Here is a 24,084-nt window from a genome sequence, read left to right as displayed (position 1 = left end):
AAATCACTTTAGACAGCAAAAAAGCTGAAGCAAGAATAACTCCGCTTCAACTTCTGATTTCATTAATCTAAATAATTCGTATCTGCATTATTCAACCAGGCATAGCCTAAGCCCATCACTAAGCCGCCACCGATAAAGTTACCGATCAATGCAAAGAATAGGTTGTGTGCTACACTGCCGACTGTCATTGCTGCCAATGTCCCGTGAGACGCAAAGTAAGCTAAACTAAACGCAGGGAAATTAGCGATAACGTGCTCGTAGCCTAAAAATGCAAAGATAAAGATGATAAAAATAATTGCAGCAACTTTACCAGCATCATCTTTCATACGCATACTTACTAACACTGCTGTATTTACCACAATATTAGCAAAAATAGCTTCAACTAAAATCTGTACTGTTGTTTTATCTAATTTACCAGCAATCGATGTGAAGAAAAAGCTATCCGCTGGTAAATCTTGGAAGGGAACCGTCAACGAAATCAAGTAGCCAAACAGAACGCCACCGACTAAATTAAAGAAAATACAGGTAAATAAAATCTTTGTTGCAAAAGAGAAGTTGATTTTTTTACGATAAACCCCAACGGTCATATACAGCATATTCGATGTGCCAAGTTCTGCATTCATATAAAGAATCATCACAAGTGACCAACTGAACATAAAAGCATAAAGGATCTTACCTAAGCCGTGTACCATTCCTTCCCCTTTGATGGCAATCCCGAACGCAACTGCTGTCCCTAAAGTTAAAAACATACAAGCTAATATAGCACGAAAAGCGTAACGCATAAAACTACTTTGGAATAAGTTCATCTTTTTATTGATTGATTTGTCGATCTGCTCAAATAATGGCGATACAGGTTTCATTTTGTTTCTCCTTTTCAATTTGTTTTCATATTTATATTTTCAAAAACATTCTTTATCATTTTAAAGACATCTACGTGCTTTGTCTAGTACTTTTCAACAATCCTTTCTAAAAATAACAGGACTTTTAACTTGTTCTCAATAATTTTTTGGCCTATCTTTTTAAAACTCTACTATTTTAGTTCACTATCAACAATCTCTATCTAAAGATTATACAAAACGAAAAGCATTTTTTAATTAGCATTATGATATAATAAAATGATAACAACTTTATAAAAGGAGGTACATGTGATATGGCAACTTTATCTAGATTTTTCTGGGGAATTTTTGGCGGCGGTTCTTCCGGTGGTGGCGGCTTTTCTGGCGGCTGGTAGTTTATTAGTATAACGCAATAAAAAGCTTGAGTTATCCCTTTTTTTGCGTTATACTAATCTTTGTGTAAAATAATGCAGCAGAAAAATAATAGGCTCGTCAACAGTCCATTGCCTTGATTGCTTAGGCTTTCAGGTTCAACTGCGTAACCCACGGCTGCAAAGGGCGAAGGTTGAAGAATGAACTGAACGAATATGAATTTTTCAGAAGATTATTTTACTCCAAAAAACTTATTTTATTGGAGGAATTTTTAATGTCACGTTATACAGGACCATCATGGAAAATCTCTCGTCGTCTAGGTATCTCTCTATCAGGAACTGGTAAAGAACTAGCACGTCGCCCATACAAACCAGGACAACACGGACCAAACAGCCGTGGTAAAGTTTCTGAATATGGTATGCAATTAACTGAAAAACAAAAATTACGTCATATGTACGGTATGAACGAACGTCAATTCGTTAACTTGTTTATTAAAGCAAGCAAGATCAAAGAAGGTAAACACGGTGTTAACTTCATGATCTTACTAGAACAACGTTTAGATAACGTCGTTTACCGTTTAGGCCTTGCTACTACTCGTCGTCAAGCACGTCAATTAGTAAACCACGGTCACGTTACTGTAGATGGCAAACGCGTAGATATCCCTTCTTACCACGTTGAAGTGGGTCAAGTGATTTCTGTTCGTGAAAAATCTCAAAACGTAGTAACAATCAAAGAAGCGGTTGAAGCTACTGTTGGTCGTCCAGCATTCGTAAGCTTTGACGCTGAAAAATTAGAAGGTAGCTTCACTCGTTTACCAGAGCGTGATGAATTATACCCTGATATCGACGAAGCTCTTGTCGTTGAATACTACAACCAAAAACTTTAAGATTCGATTATTTATCGTCGATCTTTTGGAAAAACCTTGTACAGCAAAAGCTGTACAAGGTTTTTTGCATAAAAAATAGAACAAAGCCCAACTTTCAGCTTTGTTCTATCGTTTTATTATTTTTGTTTCTCTAATACGCCATCTTTCATCACAAATACTTCATCACAAAAATCGATTAAGCGTTGATCGTGGGTCACCATGATCGTCGCTTTATTTTTTTCTTTCGTTTCTCTTGCTAAGATTTTTACAACCTCAAATGCTCGGTCAGAATCTAAACTTGCTGTGGGCTCGTCTGCTAAGATAATCGATGGATCATTATACAACGCCCGGGCAATTGCCACTCGTTGACGTTCACCACCAGAAATTTCGTCTGGGTATTTTTTCTTCAACTTCTCAATACCAAGCTCTGTTAATAACTTGTTGACTTTATCCACATCGGTTTTTTCTTTTTTTACCTTATCCACCAAACGTAATTGCTTTTCCACAGTTAAAAATGGTACTAAATTTGATGCCTGTAAAATAAAACCAATCTCTGAAAAACGAATCTTAGAACGTGTTTTTTCATTTTCCTCACTGAACGCTTCATTGTTTATCTTAACTTCGCCATTCGTCGGTGTTTGCAACCCACCCGCCAGCGTTAAAAAGGTACTTTTTCCCGAACCACTTGGTCCGATCACTGCAACAAATTGACCTTTTTCCACAGAAAAATCTGTGGATTTCAATGCTTCAATTGTAGTATCTCCATCTAAAAACTGTTTATCCACAGATAAAAATTCGATTGCTTTCATTTCAATTTGCTCCTTTCTAGCCAATTGCCTTTAATGGATCGATTTTAACAATCGTTCGAACTGAAAATAGCGCACCTAAAACGGCAATGACCAACATTATTCCACCGATTGCCAAGAAGAATGACCAGTTTGTCTGAAATGGAACTGCCGTTGGTAAGACTAGTGCTGTTCCTACAGTGCCCAGTAATCCTAATGCTATTCCCAAAACAGCCAATATAAAGGTCTGAACGATTACCGATACGGCAATATAAAAACCAGAAATTCCTTGCGCTTTCATGATTCCAAATATATTTGCTTTTTGCATAGTTAAAACATAGATAAAAATTCCTATAACAATTGCTGCGATTACGATCAAAAAGCCGATCATAAACCCGAAGGTCAGCACTTGAGCATTATATCCCGGTAATTTATTAATGAACTCTTTGATGCTGTAACGAGTCAAACCATCCTCATTTAGCTGAACATTTTTTACGGCGCCATCCTTTGCTCGAAAAACGATTGCATTTACTCGAGCGTTCTCCGATGTATCCGTTTTTTCAAAGCGAATTTGTTGAAATGCGGCTGTAGAAACATATAATACTGGTGCTACATTAAATTTAGCATTATCTGTAAACCCAACTACTTTGAGCTGTTTGTCATTCCCTGCTAATTTTAATGTATCCCCAAGCTTGACGCCCTCTTCTTCTTTCAAACTGTTATCCACAACTGTTTCATTCTCATTGGCAAAGGCTTTTCCTTCAATGATATTCGGCATCAAGAATTCATCTTTATTGATCCCAAAAAAGCTGGCGTTGATTTTTTCAGCACCTTTTTTGTCTAATTGAATTACTGCAGCGGTTTGTCCGAGTGTCGCTTTTTCTTTGGCATCGACATCTTTCAATGATTTGATTGGAATCATTGACATGTTGATATTGGTATTTGATTCATCCGACAACACAATGCCATCTGCCTGCCATTTATCCACAGCAGTACGATTATCTGATGCTAACCCATAGGCTAATCCTGTTAAAAAGAAGACTAAATAGGCAATCAAAAACATCACACTGATGATCAGACCATATCGTAATTTTGAACGTACAATTTCATTCCATGCTAAAAACATACTTCCACCTCCACCTTATCAATCGATAAGTTCTAATGAAATTATAGCAAACTTTTACAACGACAACAAAATATCTGCTTGAAGTATTTCTCAAAAAAGCCATGATTTTGTCTCGTTTTCTTCTTATTTATCGAAATTGTTCTGATATACTAAAAGAAACAATACATAAAAAGGAGTTTATTATGAAAAAAAAGTATCCTACACTTTATACACTATTGCAGTTTGCACTAATTTTTTTATTTGGCCTTTTTTTGAGAAAATTTGTGCTAACTCCTGTAGAAGTCCTTGGTACATCCATGGAACCGACCTATCATGAATCAGATCGCTTGTGGCAAACCTCGTTAATCCAACCAAAACGATTTGACATAGCAACTTTCCCTAGTCCACGAAACGGGAAACGGATCGTTAAGCGTGTCGTGGGCTTACCAGGGGATACGCTTCGAATGGAGAATGATCAGTTGTATATCAATGATCAAAAGTTTACTGAACCTTATTTAGATGAATTTAAAGAAGCTTTGACAGATGGAATGCCTTTGACAGCTGATTTTACTTTAGCAACTAGTGCAGCCGGTCCAGAAACTGTTGTTCCTGAAGGAAAGTATTTTGTGTTAGGGGATAATCGAAGAGTGGCGGATGATAGTCGTTATTTTGGTTTTGTAGATGAAGAAGATATTGTCGGAGTTGTTTATTTTCGGTATTATCCGTTGAATCAGCTTGGTATACAATAAACTTCACCTCGGCCTATCATAGTGACATTTTATAGAGCCTGTATAATGAAATAAAACATTGTACAGCTTTTTGTCATGCTTTACTTTTTTGAGTGAACCAAAATGGAACAATAAGCAGGTACCTTCCTGATTACTGTTCCACTTTTTCTCTTGTCTTTTGTAATAAGGCTCTCTTTATTCAGCTTGCTGTAAGTTGATCGCCAATTGATATAACGGTAATAATTCTTCATATGTCTTCAACATATACTCACGTGCTTTTTCTGGATCATTCAGCAGATCATCTGTTTTTCTAATGATCCGGCCAATCTGAAACTCACCTTTTTTGACATCACGAAACCGAGTCAACTGTTTCTCTAAATCCGCTTCCTTCAAGCGCTCAATTTCAGGTTGAGTATGATCGATCGACAGATAGAAATCATCGTCTAATTGCTCAAATAATGATGGATTCTCTAAAAAAGCTTGTGCAATTTCTTTTTCATTTTTTGGATTATCAATTAGTGATAGCCACATAAACAGATACTCTGGCCAGATACCTAGTTGAAAATGTGCTTCCATTTTGTAGCCGCGTTTTTTCTGGCTTAAAGCCGACCAGGTATTTTCTGGTGGGTAGACAGTTCTACGGCGATGTTGCGCGATATGAACGAAAAATTCTGTTTCTAATTTCTCTCCTAATTCTTCCGCAAAATAATCATCTAATTCTTGAAATTTTGGTTGGATCGTTGAACGAATACCCGCCATTCGTGGATCTAATCCTTCTATTGTAAAAACATCAAAATCTTTTTCAGTAAACATTAACATGTATTCATTTCTCCTCTGAGTTGTTCTATAGTTTAGCGCTGTAAGTTCTGCCAGTCTGCCAAAGTAATTCCAAGCATGGCATCTGTCACAACTTTCCCTTTCCAGATACGAGCATTCGGAATCCTACCTTCTACTTTCATGCCAATTTTTTCCATCACACGACCTGATTTAGCATTATCGATATCATGGACAGCAAAAATCCGCATCAATCGTAACTCTTCAAAACCTAAACGCAAGATTTCGTTCGCGGCTTCTGGCATATAGCCTTTGCCCCAATAGTCTCGATTTAATGCATAGCCAAGTTCTGCAATATTGTGCTGCTCTTCCACACGCAAATCGATCGTTCCGATCAATTGACCCGTTTCCTTTAATTCGACACCATATTTTCCTAGAGGCGCTGACATAAAATAATTAGAAATACTTTCTTGCGTATCCTTCAATGACTGATGGATCGGAAAAACATAAGTAACAGTTGCTTCATCTGATGCATATTCGTACATATCAGCAGCATCATTTAGTGTGACAGGGCGCAGCTTTAAGCGCTCTGTTTCTAAATATTGATTTTGTGCAAAAATTAAATTTCGATTGATGAGGATTTCCATAATTACACCTGCTTTTCATACTACTTTACAGAAATAACCACTCAGAGGCAAGAGGAAAAATGAAAAACGTTACACTTCTTTTCTTACAGCTGCTTGGATAAAGGCTTTAACTTCGGTCCGCTTCCCTTCACTAAGCAACTGGACGATTTTACTCCCGACAATCACACCGGCACAGCTTTTTCTAAAACGGTCAACATGTTCCTTAGAAGACACTCCAAATCCAGCTAAAACAGGTTTATCGCTACTATTTTGGATATAAGTTAAATGTTCATCTAGCGTTTCTTGATAGTTTCGATCAATGCCTGTTACGCCGTTAACAGCTACTGCATAAATAAATCCTTCCCCAGCTGCCACTAATTCTGGAATTCGTTCTTTAGGAGTGGTCAAAGCAATCAGCGGAATCAAAGCAACATCACTCTCTTTTAATAATGGTTCGACTAATTCTCGATGTTCATAAGGTAAATCTGGAATAATCAATCCTAAAACATTGGTTTCCGCCAAATCTGGAATAAACCTTTCTAAGCCATAGCTAAAGATCGGATTGAAATACGTCATGATTACTAAAGGCGTTGGGGTTTTGATTTGTTTTAGCTGATGAATGATCTTGCTTAACGTGACATTGTTTTTCAATGCTCTGAGACCAGCTTCCTGGATGATCGGACCGTCTGCAACAGGGTCCGAAAAAGGAATACCTAGCTCAATCGCACTGGCTCCAGCATCTGTGAGCAACTGGATTTCATCTGCTAATCGATCTAGTCCTTGCGCACCTGCCATAATATAAGGAACGAAAATGGTCTCATCCGCTTGCTGTCTTGCTTTCAATTGTTTCGTTAGTGATTTCATTGCGAGTCCTCCTGTTCAAATAACGCTTTGATTTGTTGCACATCTTTATCCCCACGACCTGAAAGACAGACGATGACTTGCTTATCTGGTCCCAACTCTTGTGCAACCTTGATAGCATGACTAATAGCATGAGCACTTTCTAACGCTGGGATAATGCCTTCTGTTTGGCATAAAATCTTAAAAGCGGATAATGCTTCTTGATCCGTCACTGATTCGTAGCTTGCTCTTTGTGTTTCGTTTAGATGGCAATGCTCTGGTCCAAGCCCAGGGTAATCTAAACCTGCTGAAATCGAAAAGGCTTCTAAAATTTGGCCATCCTCATCCTGAAGCAGCTTCATCATTGCTCCATGAAGCACACCTGTTTTCCCTTTATTAATTGAAGCGGCATGAGCTTCTGTATCCAATCCTAAGCCTGCTGCCTCAACACCGATCAACGCGACCTCATCATCGATAAATGGATAAAAAATGCCCATCGCATTACTCCCCCCACCAACACAAGCGATAACTGCATCCGGTAATTTATTTTCCACTTCTAAAAATTGACGTCTGGCCTCGATTCCAATAATGCTCTGATAATCGCGGACGATTTCAGGAAATGGATGCGGACCTAAAACAGACCCCATTACATAATGCGTATCTTCAACATTCGCAACCCAAAAACGCAGTGCTTCGTTGACGGCATCTTTCAATGTTTTGCTTCCAGAAGTCACGCTTTCAACTTTTGCCCCTAACAATTCCATCCGAAATACGTTTAATGACTGACGAGCGACATCCACAGCTCCCATGAAAATCGTACATTCCATTCCAAATAACGCTGCGACTGTAGCCGTTGCTACACCATGTTGCCCTGCTCCAGTTTCGGCGACGACTTTTTTCTTGCCCATTTTTTTGGCTAATAATATTTGTCCGATCGTGTTATTGATTTTGTGTGCACCAGTATGATTCAAATCTTCTCTTTTGAGATAAATCTTTGCACCACCCGCATAATCTGTTAAACGTTCAGCAAAATATAACGGATTTTCTCGTCCTACATATTGTTTTAAATAGTAATTTAGTTCTGTTTGAAATTCCTCATCTATTTTGGAAGCCTCATAAACTTCTTCTAATTCTTTCACAGCATACATCAAAGTTTCCGGAACAAATTGCCCACCGAAATCCCCATAAAATCCTTGGTTTGGTTGATTATACATAATTTTCCTCCTTGTAATAAAAGCTGAATGAGCCGCTTAGTATCGACGAAAAATAGGAAAACATGAAGGTGGTGTTCTTTACCACATTCAGGTTTTATCTTTTTTCCGAGATACTGGATCATGAAGCTAGATAATATAAAAGCTGAATGGGCTCGTTTAGCCTTGACTGAAAAATAGGAAAATATGTTTGTGACGTTCCTTGTCACAGGCAGATTTTATCTTTTTTCCGAAAGGCTAGCCCGTAAAGCTAGATAACTTTCTTTAAAAAAGCCACAATTTTTGCGGGGTCTTTTACACCATTTGTTTCTACTCCGCTAGACACGTCCACTGCATATGGATTAAATCTTTTTTTCGCTTGTAGGACATTTTCAGCAGTTAGCCCCCCTGCGATAAACACTTTTTTATTTTTGATGATGCTCGTATCTAATTGTTGCCAATCGAAGACTTCACCGTTTCCCCCGACGAATTTCTGGGGTGGTGCATCAAAAAGTAGAAACTCTGTCTCTGGTTCTTGACTCAATGCTGCTTGTACAGCATGATTAACTGGTATTGCCCGAATCACTGGGACTGACACTTTTTCTGTCATTAATGCCCCATGAATCTGCACCATGTCTAAATTCGCCTGCTGTATAATTGTTTCCACTTCTTCATAGCTAGGTGAAACAAAAACACCGATTTTTTTGACTTTTCTTGGTACGTTTACCGTGATTTCTTTTGCTTTTTCAGGAGTGATTCGCCGCTTACTTTCGGCAAAAACAAAGCCTAGATAATCTGCACCAGAAGTGACTGCTAGATCCACGTGTTCTTTGGTTTTTAATCCGCAAATTTTCGCTTTCATCGCAAGACCTGCAATTCTTTGACTTTTTCTTTTGGATCATCTTCTTTCATCAAGCCTTCACCTACTAGAACTGCTTGATAATTTTCTTTTATACGTTCGACTTGTTCACCAGTTGAAAAGCCTGATTCACTGATATAAATCGCATCTGTTCCTTGTTTTCCTCCTAATAGTTGACTAACATCTATGGATACCTCAAATGATTTCAAATTGCGATTATTTACACCAATCAATTGTGCCGACAATTTTTCAGCAATTTTCAATTCTGATTCATCATGAACTTCTACCAGAATTTCTAAACCTAACCCTGTCGCTTTTGTATATAGTTCTTCTAGCTTTTGTTTGGATAATGCCGCAACAATCAGTAACACGATCGTCGCTCCAGCATTTCTTGCCCGAATGAGTTGTTTTTCATCAATGATGAAATCCTTACATAGCACTGGAATCTTCACTTGCGAAGCAACTTGGCGCAAGTCTTCAATCGATCCTTTGAAAAATTGTTCATCAGTCAATACTGAAATGGCTGTAACTCCTGCTTGTTCATAGGCTTTTGCCTGTTCACTTACATCGACTGATAAATTGATTGCGCCTTTAGACGGTGACGCACGTTTGACTTCCCCAATAAGATGCATTTTTTCTGGTCTTGCTTTGACTTGTTGATAGAATGAATCTGTTTTCCGCAGTGGTTTAACTGTTTCTAAAGACATCTGTTTTACTTCTTCTCGTTTTGCCTTGATAATTTTTTCTAGAAATGCCATTTTACGCAACCTCCTTTTGTACTTGGATCAACTGTTCTAATTTAGCCATAGCCGCGCCACTTGCTACACATTCTTTCGCTAAGCTGATGCCAGCTTGAATCGTTGTCACCTTGCCATTACTGAAAAATCCTAAGCCTGCATTCAATAGCACTGTATCCAAATAAGGACTGGCTTGATTCTTTAAAATAGATAATAATATTTCTGTATTTTGTTTGGCATTACCACCCCGAATCGACTCTAGAGGAAGTCGAGCGAAGCCAAATTCTTCTGGTTCGATTGTATGCATCGTGATTTGTTTATCTTGTAATAAGGCAAAATGGGTCGTTCCAGCTAGGGATGCTTCGTCTAAGCCACCTGCTCCGTTGACGACTACTGCACGGCTTCGCCCCAATTCACTCAACGTTTTTGCCGTTTCTGCTAATAAATCTCGGCGATATGTCCCCATTAATTGTGAGTCTAGTGAGACAGGATTTGTTAATGGCCCAATCAAATTTAAAACGGTTGGGGTGCCTAATTCTTTACGGACTTTCATGACATATTTCATTTTCGGATGCAGATGAGGAGCAAATAGAAAGGCCAATCCTACTTCCTCCAATAGGAGACTTGTTCTCTCTGGTGAAAGATTGATATTTACACCTAAGCATTCAAAAATATCCGCACTGCCTGATTTACTGGATATACTTCGGTTGCCGTGTTTAGCGACTGTTACTCCGCCTGAAGCGAGTACAAAAGCCGCTGTTGTACTAATATTGAAACTACCCGATCGGTCGCCACCAGTCCCACAGTTATCCATTACATTGTCTTTTTGACAATCGATCAGCACGGCTTTTCGCCGAATCGTATCAGCAATTCCTGCCATTTCTTCAGCCGTTTCTCCTTTGCATTTTAGAGCGGTTAAAAAAGCTGCAAGTTGACTATCCGTTAATTGACCTTCAAACATTTTTTCAGCTATTCGCTCTGCTTCTATACGATTCAAGTGTTGATTATTATAGACTTTCTCAAATAATTCATTCATATCACTTTACCTCCGTTTGTTGGATAAAATTTTTGATGATTACGGCTCCACTTGGTGTTCCAATCGATTCTGGATGAAACTGAAGGCCAAAAATTGGATATTCCCGATGCTCGATTGCCATGATTTCCTGATCATCAGCAGCAGTTGCGGTAATCCGGAAATCTTCTGGTAATGTTTCTTGCTCAATGATCAGCGAGTGATAACGCATAACAAGATTTCCGGAGTCAACTCCTTTAAATAGCTGATTATTTTGATGAATCTTAATCAGTGATTGCTTGCCATGCCGGATCTCTTTAGCCCTGCTGACCTTTGCCCCGAATACTTCACCAATCGTTTGGTGGCCTAAACAAATGCCTAGTATAGGTTTCTTTTGATAAAATTGTTTGATTACTTCTTTTACCTGACCGGTTTCTTTTGGTGTTCCAGGACCGGGTGATATAACGATTGCTGATGCTTGTTTAGCTAAGGAAAAAATAGTCTCTGAATCATTTCGAACAATTTTTATTTCACGTTCAACGCCGAGTAATTGAGCAAGATTATATGTAAATGAATCATAATTATCGATCAATAAGATCATTTTCCCACCTCCAAAAGTGCTTTTGCTTTTTGTAACGTTTCTTCGTATTCTTTCGTAGGGTCAGAATCATAAACGACGCCTGCACCTGCTTGGACATACGCTTTATTTTTGTGAATCACCATTGTCCGAATCGCAATAGCGAAGTCTGCTTGATCATCTTTTGATAAATACCCCACCGCACCCGCGTAGATAGTTCGTTTGACTGGTTCGATTTCATAAATACGTTTCATTGCCTGGATTTTTGGTGCGCCGCTCACTGTTCCAGCAGGCAGAGTGGCTTTTAACGCATCCATTGCTGTCAATCCTGTTTTTAGCTTTCCAGTTACGACTGAAACTAAATGCATGACATACCGATACTTCTCAACAATCATATAAACCGGCACTTCAATCGAGCCGATTTCGCTGACTTTCCCCACATCATTGCGGCCAAGATCGATCAACATTAAATGCTCTGCACGCTCCTTTTCATCTGTGAGCAATTCTTTTTCTAAAAGTAAATCTGCTTCCATTGTTTGGCCTCGTTTACGAGTTCCTGCAATGGGATTTGTTGTGACGATTTGATTTTTCACACTTACTAAGCTTTCTGGTGAAGAACCGATCACATAGGTTTCACCAAAATCTAGAAAATACAGATAGGTTGACGGATTAGTGACACGTAACCGGCGATAATAATCAAATGGCTCTTCTTCAAAATCAGCTGTTAAACGTTGTGAGGGGACCATTTGAAATAGATCGCCTTGCTTGATATACTCTTTTACTTTGACAACGACTTCTTCAAAGCTCGCTTTAGTAAAGTTACTTTGGTAATCCATGTTTTTTAAGTGGATTTCTTTTTGTTCTTCTTTACTTGGTGTTTGGAGTTCTTTTATTTTTTGGTTGAGTGCTTCTTCTAGTAATCGTGCGCTTCGATTTGAATAAGTATCTGCCTCAACTAACATGATTTTTTCGCCAACATGATCAAAAATTAAGTAAGAGTCAAATAAGTAGAAATGAATATCTGGTACATTCAGCTCGTCAAATGGCATTTTTCCTAAGTCTTCATAACAGGCGATCACATCATACCCAACATACCCGATCGCGCCACCTTGAAAGGGAAGCTCATTTAGATAGGTTTCTTTTTTCAAAATATATGTTTCGATTTCTTTTAATGGATCTTCTACGGTCCTCGTTTGCCCATCGATCGTTAATTGATGGCCGTAGCATGTAATGGTAGAAACAGCATCCCAAGCAATGATCGAGTAACGTCCTTTGCTTTTATCCCGGGGAATGCTTTCTAATAGGCATTTATTACTTCCTTGGATTCTTAAAAATGCAGATATTGCAGTTAGATAGTCTGCTTGGATCTCTTTGATCAATTGCATATGCTTTCCTCTTTTCTTTTTTGATGATTGGGAATGTTGCTTGTCTTTTAGTTTATTTTGGATAGTTTAACTATTTTGATGATTCTCTCTTAATGAGACTTCGCTCACTTTGCGCGCCTTGTACTGTTCATCATCTACTCTGGCGAAGCCACTTTTAATCCTTCCATTTTTAGTGTTTTAGCTGTTAAACTTATTGAGATCACTTCACTTTGGGTGTTTCTCTCGTAATGAGACTTCGCTCACTTTGCACGCCTTGTACTGTTCATCATCTACTCTGGCGAAGCCACTTTTAATCCTTCCATTTTTAGTGTTTTAGCTGTTAAACTTATTGAGATCACTTCACTTTGGGTGATTCTTTCATAATGAGACTTCGCTCACTTCGTTCGCCTTGTACTGTTCATCATCTACTCTGGCGAAGCCACTTTTAATCCTTCCATTTTTAGTGTTTTAGCTGTTAAACTTATTGAGATCACTTCACTTTGGGTGATTCTTTCATAATGAGACTTCGCTCACTTCGTTCGCCAAGTACTGTTCATCATCTACTCTGGCGAAGCCAGTCGTAGTGATTCACAGCAAAAAGCCCTCACAAAAACAGATAGTAATCTGCTTTTGTGAGGGCGAATAATAGTATCCACGGTACCACCTCATTGAAAAGTTTATTTCTTTTTATAACCTTCAATAACTTAACGTTACACGTTTCAACGTGAATGTCTTGTCATCATTAGGATCATGTTTCGCTATTGATCATTTGAGATCAGAGCGTTTAGTGATTCCTAGTAAGGTTACTTCTCTCTTTGTACAACACCTTGTATTGTTCATCATCCGTTCTGGTAAGGCCAATCACTGTCCTTCAATTCTTAGAGCTTTAGCTCTTAGAAATTGATGCAATCAAAACGTAGTGTAGATGAACAACAAAAGCCCCCAAACCATACAAATAGCTGTAGTTTGAGGGCGAAACATTCACGGTGCCACCTCAAGTTTGAAAGAAATTCTTTCCTCTTGTCAGTCGTCAATCAACGACCTTACTCTATAACGGGAGTTCCCGAAAATGCCTACTGTAATTCAACATTTCGCTCGAAAGTCCATTCACAACCCATTCCTTACTGATTCGCAGTCCCATCAGCTCTCTGAAAAGTTCCAGTGTTGTTACTCCTCTTTCTCAAAGCTTTGCTATTGAGGATAATCATATTAGAAAACTCTAATTTTGTCAACTATTTTTTATATAGAATTTTAACCATCTATTCAAAAAGTTGGTTTATTAGCGTTTTCTTTAATAATTTCGACAATTGTTTTGGCAGCCAATTCCATTGCTTCTAGCGTGATAAACTCATATTGTCCATGAAAATTTTCGCCACCAGTAAATAAATTAGGGGTTGGGATGCCCTTAAATGAAATTTTTGAGCCATCTGTTCCACCTCGAAAAGGTTGAATATCTGGCTTGATGCCAAGATTTGCCATTGCTTTAGTAGCAAGTTCTACGGGTGTCATATCCTTTTCAATGATTTCTCCCATATTATAATATTGATCCAAAAAATCAATTGTAATTCGTTTTTTGTCGAGTGAATCATTTAATTCATGGACGATCTTAGCAAGTTGTTGCTTTCTTTTTTGGAAAAGTTCCTTGTTATGATCGCGAATGATATACGTCAATTCAGCTTGATCTAAACTTCCAATAAATTTTGTTAGTAAATAAAAACCTTCATAACCACGTGTTCTCTCAGGAACTTCCGCTTGTGGTAATTGTGCATCGATGCTTTCACCCAATTTGATGGCATTGACCATTGTCCCATAGGCTGTTCCTGGGTGAACACTGGTCCCTTCGATCGTGATTACAGCTTGCGCTGCATTGAACGTTTCGTATTCAAAGCAGCCTACTCTGCCACTATCTACTGTATAGGCAAATTGGGCAGGGAAATTCGCTGCATCAAAACGATCTGTACCACGACCAATTTCTTCATCAGGCCCAAAAGCAAGCAACACTTTCCCATGTGGTATTTCAGGATGTGCCAGTAGATACTCAACTGCCTCTAAAATTTCGACGATTCCCGCTTTATCATCTGCTCCTAATAAGGTCGTTCCATCTGTTGTAATCAACATTTGACCGACATAATCCTTTAGATTAGGAAACTCTTCTGTCTTCATGATGATTCCAGCTTTTTCATTCAGCACAACATCTTGCCCATCATAATCAGAAAAAATAGTGGGGCAAATGTTCTCCGCATTATAGTCCGCTGTATCTAAATGAGCAATAAAACCAATCGTAGGAATTTCTTTATCTGTCGTCGCAGGTAAAACCGCCGTCAGAAAGCCATTTTTTTCATTATAAGAGATTTCAGAAAGTCCGATATCTGTTAAATCTTTTTCAATGATTTGCGCAAAATCAACTTGTCCTTGTGTTGTAGGAATGGTCTGACTTGTTGCATCAGACCGTGTATTTACTTTCGCATAACGAACAAACCGTTCTAGTAGTTGACTCATTTCGTTAGTCCTCCAAGTAAGCTGTTCTCAGGTTGAAATAATCACCATATAAATGGTAACTGATTCCTTTGATAGCTGGATTGATCAAATAATTAGATGCACTTTGATAAAGCGGTACTTGAGCCGCATCTTGATCTAGTAAAATATCTTCTGCTTCTTTGTAATCATCAAACTGTTTATTCGGCGTATTCGCATTGATTGTTCGTGCATCGGTAATGAACTTGTCATAGGTATCATTTTTGTATGAACCATAATTATACGCAGAGCTGCCTGCATATAAGTTAAAATAAGAATCTAAATCACTACTGCCAGCAATCCAGCCAGATAATGAAAGTTCATATTCTTTGTCTTTACGCGTTTGTAAGACATTATTTTTTGGCTGTGCATTGATCGTGATTTCTAGCCCTTTTAAGTTCTCTTGTAGTTGACTTTGAATGTATTCAGAGATTTTTTTTCCATTGTCATCATCTGACACCAAGAGTGATAATTTCACTTTATCGCCTAGCTCCGCTTGCGCTTTTTCCCATTCTGCTTGTGCTTTTTTCACATCATATGTTAGATGATCTCCGCTGAATTTTCTGAAATCCTCAGAGGTTTCAGGATTTTTGTATAAGTTACTTGGGATCAGACCATTCAATGGTTTTGAGCCATCATTTAAAACACTTTTTGTCAAAGCATCCTTATCGATTGCTTGTGCGATTGCTTTTCGTAAATGGATATTAGCTGGTGCTGTGCCTGCTTTTTTATTGAAATCTAAATAGTGATTTGCTACATCTGAATGTGTGACATATCCTGCGTCATCACTGTATTGCTGCACATATTGACCGCTGATACGAACCAAGTCTAATTCATTTGATTGGTATAAATTGATTCCTGTATTTTCTTCTTTGATCGTATTAACTTTAACTTCTTCTAGCTTGACTGTATCTGCATCGTAATACTCTGGGTTCTTTTTCAATGTCCAGGTATCAGACGAAGCATCCCAATCTGTTAAAATAAACGGCCCGCTATAAATTAAATGATCACTATCTGTAGCATACTCTTTCCCTTGCTTCTCAACATATGCTTGATTTTGTGGGGCTAACCAGCCGATTGAAGCAACTACTAAAAAGGATGGTTGGGCTTGTTCTAATGTCACCTCAAACTCTTGATCACTTGGTGCAGCAAGACCTATTTCGTCTATTGGTTTTTCACCATTTCGGATTGCTTTGCTATTTTTCACATTATCCAATAAATAAGCATTTGGACCAATCGTTGCTGGTGTCACTAATTTTTTCCATGAATAAAGAAAATCTTGTGCAGTGATTGGTTCACCATTACTCCATTTGATATCGTCTTTCAGCGTAAATTTATACGTTAAACCATCTTCACTAACCGCTACTTTTTCTGCTAAACCTGGAATTGGAGTACTATCATCATCAAAACGATACAGTCCTTCAAACAAATGTTGCACGATCGTAAACGTATTTTTATCCATAGTTTGTGTTGTATCTAGCGTTGAAAGTGGTGTAGGTGAACTGATTTCGATTTTTTGATTTTTAGCAATTGTCCCTGCTTCGCTTTTAGTTGTTTCTTTTTGGTCGTTGCCCCCGCATGCTGTGAGTAATAATCCCGTTAATACTGCACTTACAACTAGTAATTTTTTCTTCATTTTGTTTCCCCCTTCAGAATCTGTATACATCAACTACTCCTACCTTTTTGTGAATGTTGAAAATCAAATGGCCTCTCTCTTGAAGTCATGCTCTACAAATTATCATAGTCATAACACTTGGTGATTCCTAGTTTGGAAGCTTCTCTCCCTTTGCACGCCTTGTATTGTTCATCATCTACTCTGGCTGAGCCAGTCGTAGTGATTACTAGTTAGGTTACTTCTCTCCCTCTGGTCGCCAAGTATTGTTCATCATCTACTCTGGCTGAGCCAGTCGTAGTGATTCACAACAAAAAACTCTCATCCTATAAAAAGGACGAGAGTTTTAAACTTTCGCGGTACCACCTTCGATTGACTTTATAAAAAGTCCACTCTATCAACACAAGCATGCTGAGGCGCTATAACAGGCGCACCTGAATTGATCTTAACTTGTTCGATCAATTTGTTCAAAGGCCATTTTCTTTCCCATATTCACTGTCTCTTCCCACCAAACGAGACTCTCTTTGAGCTATCTGAAAAATACTTTCCTCATCTTCACATTTAATTTTAATAGATAATGTATTATAAGGATTGTAGCATACCAAGGGAAGAAGCGTCAATATAGGTTGAGAAATTTCCAAAAAAATACCTGGCTATCCCTTCAATACCAACATTTCTAACATGCTAGATGATTCAGGGGAACCAGATACTTTATTCATTTTATTTTAGTGCTTTTTGTACATCTTCAATCATTAGATGAGTAGATTCTAATCCACCACCACTTAGGTACCAAACATCTGGTTGTAATGTAATCACTTTGCCATTTTTACCAGCATTTGTTTGTTTAACCAATTCATTATTTTCTACATTATCATTGGTATCATCGCCACCGATTGCTTTGGTACGGTCAACGACAAACAAGATATCCGGATTTTTTTCTAGAACATATTCATATGAAACACTTTGTCCATGGGTAGAAGCTTCAATGGCATCATCTGCTTGTTTAAAGCCAAAAGTATCATGAACAATGCCAAAACGAGAACCCGTTCCATAAGCTGAAAGCTGACCTTCATTTACTAAAACAACTAAAGCTTTATCATTGCTTGCTTCTGCTTTTTCTTTAACATCTGCAATTTCTTTTTCTAAATCAGTGATTTTTGTCTTCGCTTCGTCTTTTTTATCAAAAATTTCAGCTAACGTTTCGATGTTTTTCTTTGTAGAATTCCATGTGTCTTTTGCATCTACTGATAAATAAATCGTTGGGGCAATTTTGCTCAATTTATCTTGGAAATCTTGCTGACGACCAGAGATGATGATCATATCTGGTTTAAGTTCATTGATTTTTTCCAAATCTGGCTCTTTGATTCCGCCAGCTGATTCGACTTTTTTATAATCTGATAGATAATCAGGTAAGTTTTTCGTTGGCGCTCCAACTACAGTATCCCCTACACCCAAAGCATCCATTGTATCTAATGAACCGTTATCGAAAACAACGACTTTTTTAGGATTTTTAGGAACTTCGATAGAACCATTTGAATCGTTGACTGTAATTGTTGTCGCTTCTGCACTTGATTCTTTTGAGCCAGATTCATCTGTTTTTTTATCATTGTTGCCACATGCACCCAAAGTAAGTAGTGCAACCATTGAGACTGTTGCTAACGCTAAAAATTTCTTTTTCATTTTGTTTCCTCCAGTTTGATTAGTGTATTTAAATTTTGCTATCTTATTCAGCTTTTCTAGTTAAAATACATACAGAATCTTTTTCCTTCAATTTCACAAATCCGGATATTCATATCGTAAAGTTTATTCAATACCTCAGATTGGATAATGTCATCGGTACTACCGTGTGTGAATAAGCGGCCGTCTTTCATGGCAACGATCTCATCTGCATAGCTCGCTGCAAAATTGATATCATGCAACACGATGATCACTGTTTTGCCAAACTCATCCACCAAACGGCGCAAGGTCTGCATCATTTGGACCGCAAAGTTCATATCCAAATTATTCAACGGCTCATCTAGTAAAATATAATCTGTATCCTGCGCCAAAACCATGGCAATATATACTCGTTGCAATTGTCCGCCAGACAATGTATCGATCAATTCATCTGCCAAATCCAGCAATCCAAGATTTTCCATCGCTTCTTCGACTTTTTCATGATCTTCTTTTTTTAAACGACCTTTACTATAGGGGAAGCGGCCAAAATTAACTAATTCTCTGACCGTGATTTTTAAATTGATTCCATTTGTTTGTTTTAAAATCGATAGTTTCTTTGATAGTTCGCTTTGTTTCCAAGTCTTTACTTCGTTATGGTCTAAATAAATCTCACCAGTATCTTTAGGAATCAAGCGACTCATCATTGAAAGCAGCGTACTTTTACCCGCTCCATTTGGCCCAATAAAAGCGGTCAATTTTTGCTCTGTAATTGGCAACTGAACTTCTGAAACAACAATCTTTTCACCATATCTTTTTGATACATTTTTGATTTCGATCATCTGCGCTGCTTCCTTTCACTAATAATTTTCCCAACAAAATAAACACCACCGCCAAACTCGATCACAATACTTAAAGTCGTGTTTAATTGGAAGACTTGTTCGACCATAAATTGTCCAAAAACCAACAAAATTATCGACAGCAAACTACCACCTAAAAATAACTCACGATGCCTAAAAGTACCCATCAACTGATAGCTCATATTTGCAACGATAAACCCTAAGAACGTTACAGGTCCTACTAAAGCTGTAGATAAGCCGATCAGTCCACTAATCACAGTCAATAACACAAATTGAAATCTAGGAACATTGATCCCTAAACTAGTTGCTTGCTCATTTCCTAAATGTAAAACGTCCAAAGCATGACTTTTCACCCACAAAAAACCAACTAAAAAGGTGATCAAAATACCAGCAATCAACAAATGCTGACTATTCACATTCCCAAAACTGGCAAATAATTTTCCTTGCAGCAAATCATACTCATTCGGATCCATTACCACTTGTAAGAACGTACTGATACTATTGAAAAAAGTACCTAAAATAATGCCGATCATCAGTAATAAGAATAAATCGTTCCCGCCCTTTTTTAATAAAAAGCGCGATAACAAAATACTTGCACCTACCATTAGCAAAACATTTAATAGGAACGTAGCGATTGTTTCATTCCCTAAAAGTTGTTGTCCGCCTAAAAAGAAAAATAATAAGGTCTGAATAAAAATATACAAAGAATCTAGTCCTAAGATATTCGGGGTCAAAAAATGGTTTTGAGTCATCGTTTGAAAACTGATTGTCGAAAATGTTGCAGCAACTCCAACAAAGACAAAAGCCAGTAACTTTTTCCCTCTAAGTTCTAACGCGAAATCCCAATTACCATATGTCTTGTAGGATAGGTACAACGCACACACGGCAATCACCGCAACTAGTAATAAAAGGATTTTCACTGTTGATGATTGGAAGAATTTTTTCATGCTGTTTTCCTCCTCATCAATAATGCAATAAAGATAAAGCTGCCTAATACACCGACAACTACGCTGACAGGTACTTCATAAGGCGCAATCACCACTCTGGCTAAAACATCGCATGCTAGCAAAAAGATACTCCCACCAACAGCTGTGATCCCAAGTGTATTTTTCATATGATCGCCATAGCGCATGGAGACCAAATTAGGAACAATTACGCCTAAAAACGGAATATTCCCAACCATGATCAGCACAACGGCACTGGACAACGCAACAATTCCTAAACCAAACAATTGAATCTGTTGATAATTTAAGCCCAGATTCGTCGCCATGTCTTCGCCCATCCCAACTACGGTAAAGCGGTAAGCAAAAAGATAGGTGATGATCAATAGAGGAATCGTTAGATAAAGTAGTTCGTAATTGCCTTTCATCACTGTAGAAAAATTCCCCTGCAGCCAAGAAGACATATTTTGAACTAATTGAAATTGATACGCAAAAAATGTCGCCACTGAACCGATAATATTACCAAACATCACACCGATCAATGGAATCATGACTTGATTTTTTACAGGTAAAAAGCGTGTTAAATAAATAAAAGCTAACGTTCCACCAAAAGCAAACAGAAATGCGACAAACGAACGAAACAATAATGGTGCTGTAGGGAAAAAAATCATTACGACTAAAATTCCTAATCTTGCACTATCCATCGTACCTGCTGTGCTTGGCGAAACAAATTTATTCTGTGTTAAATGTTGCATGATCAATCCAGAGATACTGATTGTACTTCCAGCGATCACCAAACTGATTGTCCGAGGTATCCTCGTTGTGAACAATACTAATTGTTGCTGTGAATCCCATTGAAACAACTGTGTCAGGGAAATATCTTTCACTCCGACAAAAATCGATGCTACAATCAAAAGGAGTAAGAGAACAAATAGGCCTATTTTTTTCATATACTTGCTCCGTTTTTCTACTTGCTAGAATGACATGATCCTGACTAGAGCTATCACAGAACGAGTCTGATCAGCTTTTCTAATTGAGAATGATTTTCATTCTTACTTATTAGTCTATGCGAAAATCGTAAGAAAAGCAATACTTTTTTAGCTTTTCTCTATGCTCGATTGTTGTTTAAATTCCGTTCTTATAAGCGGTTTCTCTTAATTCTGTGCTATAATCTGAGGTAAGACTATTGAATGGAAGCAGGTTAGATAATGAATGGCACAAGATGACTTACAGAAACATTTAGATAATGCGATGTATGGCACCCCGCTACTAAAACCAGAGGAACAACGCAAGTATATGGGTACTTTTCGTGAAAGATGTTACTTGACTATGACAATCGAACAGATGAAAGATACAGCCAATAGAACAAATTTCTTAAAAGAGTTAACTCAACATCCTGATGCAACGGTTCTTTTAAATGGTGCAATGGACATTACTTTGCAGTCTGCTTATATTAAACTGATCAATGAACGACACCTAAAATTCACAGTGGTCAATGATTTCGTTGAAAATACGCCAGATGCTTTAGGTTTAGTTTTGACCGCAAAAGAAGCAGTAAACGTGGAAACCATCGACATTGAACAAAAATTTCCTAAACAATCTACTAAGAGTGAACAACTGGATGAACCTAAGAAGGGGTTTTGGCATAAGTTATTTCATTAGATAGTGGATGTATTTCAAACAACGTATGAATGTGAAGTGAAACATCAGTGGGAAGCGAAGACTGGATTAAAAATTGAGGAAATAAAACATGCGATTGCAATCAAGGAATTCGAATACTAGAAAAACAAGAGGTACGATCAACAGACAGATCGCACCTCTTGTTTTCTATCGCTCAACTAATTGATAATACACCTTGGATGTGCGCCAATAAATAACGAAATAACCTAATGAAAAAATCAACACACAAACGACCGTTATACCTGTTAACAAATGATTATTCGTCAAGCCAAACAATACCATCAATTTTTTAATAATAGGGAAAGCAAAGCTTAAATGGATCACCGCTACGATAATCGGCAAAAAGAAGACTAATAAGATCTGCTGGTGGATCGTTTTCTTCACTTCTTTATGACTCAAGCCAACTTTTTGCATGATCGTAAAGCGCTCACGATCATCGCTGCCTTCTGACACTTGTTTATAGTAAATAATCAATGTTGTTGCAACCAAGAAACTTATTCCAAAAATAATCCCCATAAAGAAGAAACCTCCATATAAAGAACGCATTTCTTCTCGATCCTTATCGATCGATGTTACTTGCAGTGAACGCTGAAAATCTTCATCGCCACGAAGTGCGGCAAGTTCTTGAAAGTTTGCTTGCAGCGCACTTGCTACTTCCATTCGTTGATTCAACGAACCAGGCAATGCAAAACTTACGATCGAGACTGGCGTGGGAACAAATTTAAAGACGGAAGCTTCGAAATCCGAGGCAACCTTGGCAAAAAAAGCTGTAGTAGCTGCTTCATCAGGGATCACCAGAATCAATGAGCCTAAAACAGCATCTTCTTCTTTGGGTGCAAATTCAAATTGTTCAAGAGTCCCTTTTACTTGGAAAGCCTGCTCACCTATTTTAATCCTTTTTTCTTCATATTTCCCAGTCACAGGATAAACATAAGCCTCACCTTCGGATAAACTTAAGTTTTCGTTTTCTAGACGGTTATATTCACTCAATGCCAAAAAACGGATTCCCACAAGATCGCTGTAATTTGAAAAAGCTTCTTTTATTTGTGTAAATGAATCTGAACCTTTTTTTAATGTGAGTAAATTCCCTGAAAGCGTGACGTACTTAAGATCTGTAACGTTCGAACTCTGACCTTTGACCACGTCTTCAATCCTTTGTTTCGTTTCTTCCATTGGCAGAGCAGCTTCAACAGAATTTTCAAACGGATTTCTACTTTTAATGATATCCTCTTGTCCAACATATAAACAGACAGTCGACGAGACAGTAATCAACGCCATTGTACACAAAATTGAAATCGTAGCTAAACCTGTACCATTTTGCTTCATTCGAAAAATCATACTAGAAATTGAGATAAAGTTATTCGGTTGATAATAAAACCGCTTGTTTTTCTTTAATAGCTTTAATAACGTAATACTTCCTGCAATAAAAATACTGTACGTTCCAATGATCACCAAAATGACCGCAATAAAAAATTGTGTCAACGCCTCGACAGGTGAAACGATCGATAGAGAAATCCAATAACCGATGCTCAAACAAACAACTCCCACGAGACTAAATACCCATTTTGACTTAGGTTCTTTCTCTCCCGACTTTGCTTGTCCCAACAATTCAATTGGTTTCGTTTTGCTAACTTCCCAGACATCGTATAAAAAGGTTCCTATAAAAATTCCTAAAAACAAAACAATCACTTGCCAAAGTGAGGTAAATGAAAATGCATAAACAAAATCAGCACCAAATCCTGTTAATCGTTTCAAAATCAAAAACACCAGCTTAGAAAATATGGTGCCAATCAGCAGCCCAACAGATAACGTAACAAATAAGGTCATGATATTTTCAATGAACATCATCACAGTCAAATTCTTTTTATCCATACCCAAAATATTATACAACCCTAGCTCTTTTTTTCGGCGCTTCATCAAGAAGCTATGGGTATAAAAAGTAAACACAACTGTAAAAATCATGATGATCTTACTTCCCAAATCAAACATTATTTTGAGTGAAGCAGCCCCTTGTAGATGATCCAGTCCTTGATTATTACTCATCACCTGCATCACCATATTTAACACGACCGTAAAAATGGTGGCCAGACAAAACGGTAAGTAAACAGCACTGTTTTTCTTGATATTGCTATAGGCTAAACGCAGATATAACAT

At 37.8% G+C, this 24,084-nt stretch carries 22 protein-coding genes and 2 other annotated features; of the genes, 3 read left to right on the top strand and 19 right to left on the bottom strand.

The window, feature by feature from the left end:
- Positions 1–62: 62 nt before the first annotated feature.
- Complete coding sequence (locus IGJ55_RS01235) at positions 63–860, bottom strand: formate/nitrite transporter family protein (RefSeq protein ID WP_429951186.1); 798 nt, start codon at positions 858–860, stop codon at positions 63–65.
- Between the two features lie 622 nt (positions 861–1,482).
- Between IGJ55_RS01235 and rpsD the strand changes: the two genes are divergently transcribed.
- Entirely contained in the window at positions 1,483–2,094 is a 612-nt protein-coding gene (rpsD, locus tag IGJ55_RS01230) for a 30S ribosomal protein S4 (RefSeq protein ID WP_010761823.1), read from the top strand.
- 116 nt (positions 2,095–2,210) lie between these two features.
- Here the strand turns inward: rpsD and IGJ55_RS01225 are convergent, their stop codons facing one another.
- On the bottom strand, positions 2,211–2,882 hold the full coding sequence (locus IGJ55_RS01225; RefSeq protein WP_430607150.1) for an ABC transporter ATP-binding protein: 672 nt from the start codon (positions 2,880–2,882) through the stop codon (positions 2,211–2,213).
- 16 nt (positions 2,883–2,898) lie between these two features.
- Positions 2,899–3,984 carry an ABC transporter permease gene (locus tag IGJ55_RS01220; RefSeq protein WP_069639196.1) on the bottom strand — a complete coding sequence of 362 codons (1,086 nt, stop codon included), beginning with the start codon at positions 3,982–3,984 and terminating at the stop codon, positions 2,899–2,901.
- Between the two features lie 182 nt (positions 3,985–4,166).
- On the opposite strand from IGJ55_RS01220, the gene lepB reads away from it, so the two are divergent.
- The gene (lepB, locus tag IGJ55_RS01215) at positions 4,167–4,712 is read left to right on the top strand and encodes a signal peptidase I (RefSeq protein WP_069639195.1); all 546 of its coding nucleotides are present in this window, start codon (positions 4,167–4,169) and stop codon (positions 4,710–4,712) included.
- A gap of 174 nt (positions 4,713–4,886) precedes the next feature.
- Here lepB and IGJ55_RS01210 read toward each other — a convergent pair whose 3' ends face one another.
- From IGJ55_RS01210 to IGJ55_RS01140, 15 genes are all read right to left on the bottom strand, one after another.
- Complete coding sequence (locus IGJ55_RS01210) at positions 4,887–5,510, bottom strand: DUF1054 domain-containing protein (protein WP_430607147.1); 624 nt, start codon at positions 5,508–5,510, stop codon at positions 4,887–4,889.
- A gap of 32 nt (positions 5,511–5,542) precedes the next feature.
- Positions 5,543–6,112 (bottom strand): GNAT family N-acetyltransferase, encoded by a 570-nt coding sequence (locus tag IGJ55_RS01205; RefSeq protein WP_069639194.1) that lies wholly within the window; start codon positions 6,110–6,112, stop codon positions 5,543–5,545.
- A gap of 69 nt (positions 6,113–6,181) precedes the next feature.
- Complete coding sequence (gene trpA / locus IGJ55_RS01200) at positions 6,182–6,955, bottom strand: tryptophan synthase subunit alpha (protein WP_207120187.1); 774 nt, start codon at positions 6,953–6,955, stop codon at positions 6,182–6,184.
- The gene (gene trpB, locus IGJ55_RS01195) at positions 6,952–8,145 is read right to left on the bottom strand and encodes a tryptophan synthase subunit beta (protein ID WP_242550951.1); all 1,194 of its coding nucleotides are present in this window, start codon (positions 8,143–8,145) and stop codon (positions 6,952–6,954) included. Before trpB ends, trpA begins: the two co-directional genes overlap by 4 nt.
- A 247-nt stretch (positions 8,146–8,392) precedes the next feature.
- Positions 8,393–8,983 carry a phosphoribosylanthranilate isomerase gene (locus IGJ55_RS01190; protein WP_429951196.1) on the bottom strand — a complete coding sequence of 197 codons (591 nt, stop codon included), beginning with the start codon at positions 8,981–8,983 and terminating at the stop codon, positions 8,393–8,395.
- The gene (gene trpC / locus IGJ55_RS01185; protein WP_429951198.1) at positions 8,980–9,738 is read right to left on the bottom strand and encodes an indole-3-glycerol phosphate synthase TrpC; all 759 of its coding nucleotides are present in this window, start codon (positions 9,736–9,738) and stop codon (positions 8,980–8,982) included. Before trpC ends, IGJ55_RS01190 begins: the two co-directional genes overlap by 4 nt.
- 1 nt (position 9,739) lies before the next feature.
- The gene (gene trpD / locus IGJ55_RS01180) at positions 9,740–10,753 is read right to left on the bottom strand and encodes an anthranilate phosphoribosyltransferase (protein ID WP_069639189.1); all 1,014 of its coding nucleotides are present in this window, start codon (positions 10,751–10,753) and stop codon (positions 9,740–9,742) included.
- 1 nt (position 10,754) lies between these two features.
- Entirely contained in the window at positions 10,755–11,330 is a 576-nt protein-coding gene (locus tag IGJ55_RS01175) for an anthranilate synthase component II (RefSeq protein ID WP_429951201.1), read from the bottom strand.
- Complete coding sequence (trpE, locus tag IGJ55_RS01170) at positions 11,327–12,691, bottom strand: anthranilate synthase component I (protein ID WP_429951203.1); 1,365 nt, start codon at positions 12,689–12,691, stop codon at positions 11,327–11,329. The genes IGJ55_RS01175 and trpE overlap by 4 nt, the downstream gene beginning before the upstream one ends.
- A gap of 944 nt (positions 12,692–13,635) precedes the next feature.
- Positions 13,636–13,863 (bottom strand) — a binding site (T-box leader).
- A 70-nt stretch (positions 13,864–13,933) separates the two neighbouring features.
- A complete protein-coding gene (pepT, locus tag IGJ55_RS01165) occupies positions 13,934–15,169 on the bottom strand; it encodes a peptidase T (RefSeq protein WP_430607143.1) in 1,236 nt (411 codons plus the stop codon).
- 4 nt (positions 15,170–15,173) lie between these two features.
- Positions 15,174–16,820: a peptide ABC transporter substrate-binding protein gene (locus IGJ55_RS01160; protein ID WP_069639231.1), complete on the bottom strand. Its 1,647-nt coding sequence runs from the start codon at positions 16,818–16,820 to the stop codon at positions 15,174–15,176.
- 306 nt (positions 16,821–17,126) lie between these two features.
- Positions 17,127–17,361, bottom strand: a binding site (T-box leader).
- Positions 17,362–17,516: 155 nt separating this feature from the next.
- Positions 17,517–18,476: a siderophore ABC transporter substrate-binding protein gene (locus tag IGJ55_RS01155; RefSeq protein WP_069639185.1), complete on the bottom strand. Its 960-nt coding sequence runs from the start codon at positions 18,474–18,476 to the stop codon at positions 17,517–17,519.
- Positions 18,477–18,532: 56 nt separating this feature from the next.
- The gene (locus IGJ55_RS01150; protein ID WP_069639184.1) at positions 18,533–19,291 is read right to left on the bottom strand and encodes an ABC transporter ATP-binding protein; all 759 of its coding nucleotides are present in this window, start codon (positions 19,289–19,291) and stop codon (positions 18,533–18,535) included.
- Complete coding sequence (locus IGJ55_RS01145; protein ID WP_207120195.1) at positions 19,288–20,256, bottom strand: iron chelate uptake ABC transporter family permease subunit; 969 nt, start codon at positions 20,254–20,256, stop codon at positions 19,288–19,290. Before IGJ55_RS01145 ends, IGJ55_RS01150 begins: the two co-directional genes overlap by 4 nt.
- Positions 20,253–21,200, bottom strand: a complete 948-nt coding sequence (locus IGJ55_RS01140; RefSeq protein ID WP_207120196.1) for an ABC transporter permease — start codon at positions 21,198–21,200, stop codon at positions 20,253–20,255. Before IGJ55_RS01140 ends, IGJ55_RS01145 begins: the two co-directional genes overlap by 4 nt.
- A 262-nt stretch (positions 21,201–21,462) precedes the next feature.
- On the opposite strand from IGJ55_RS01140, the gene IGJ55_RS01135 reads away from it, so the two are divergent.
- Positions 21,463–21,912: a YueI family protein gene (locus IGJ55_RS01135; protein ID WP_069639181.1), complete on the top strand. Its 450-nt coding sequence runs from the start codon at positions 21,463–21,465 to the stop codon at positions 21,910–21,912.
- Between the two features lie 165 nt (positions 21,913–22,077).
- Here the strand turns inward: IGJ55_RS01135 and IGJ55_RS01130 are convergent, their stop codons facing one another.
- The gene (locus IGJ55_RS01130; protein WP_207120197.1) at positions 22,078–24,084 is read right to left on the bottom strand and encodes an ABC transporter permease; all 2,007 of its coding nucleotides are present in this window, start codon (positions 24,082–24,084) and stop codon (positions 22,078–22,080) included.

Origin of the sequence: Enterococcus sp. AZ170, from assembly GCF_050545135.1 — a bacterium.
Taxonomy (GTDB): Bacteria; Bacillota; Bacilli; order Lactobacillales; family Enterococcaceae; genus Enterococcus_L; species Enterococcus_L ureilyticus.
The sequence above is the reverse complement of the archived record's forward strand: the minus strand, read 5'-3'. Positions and strand labels throughout refer to the sequence as shown.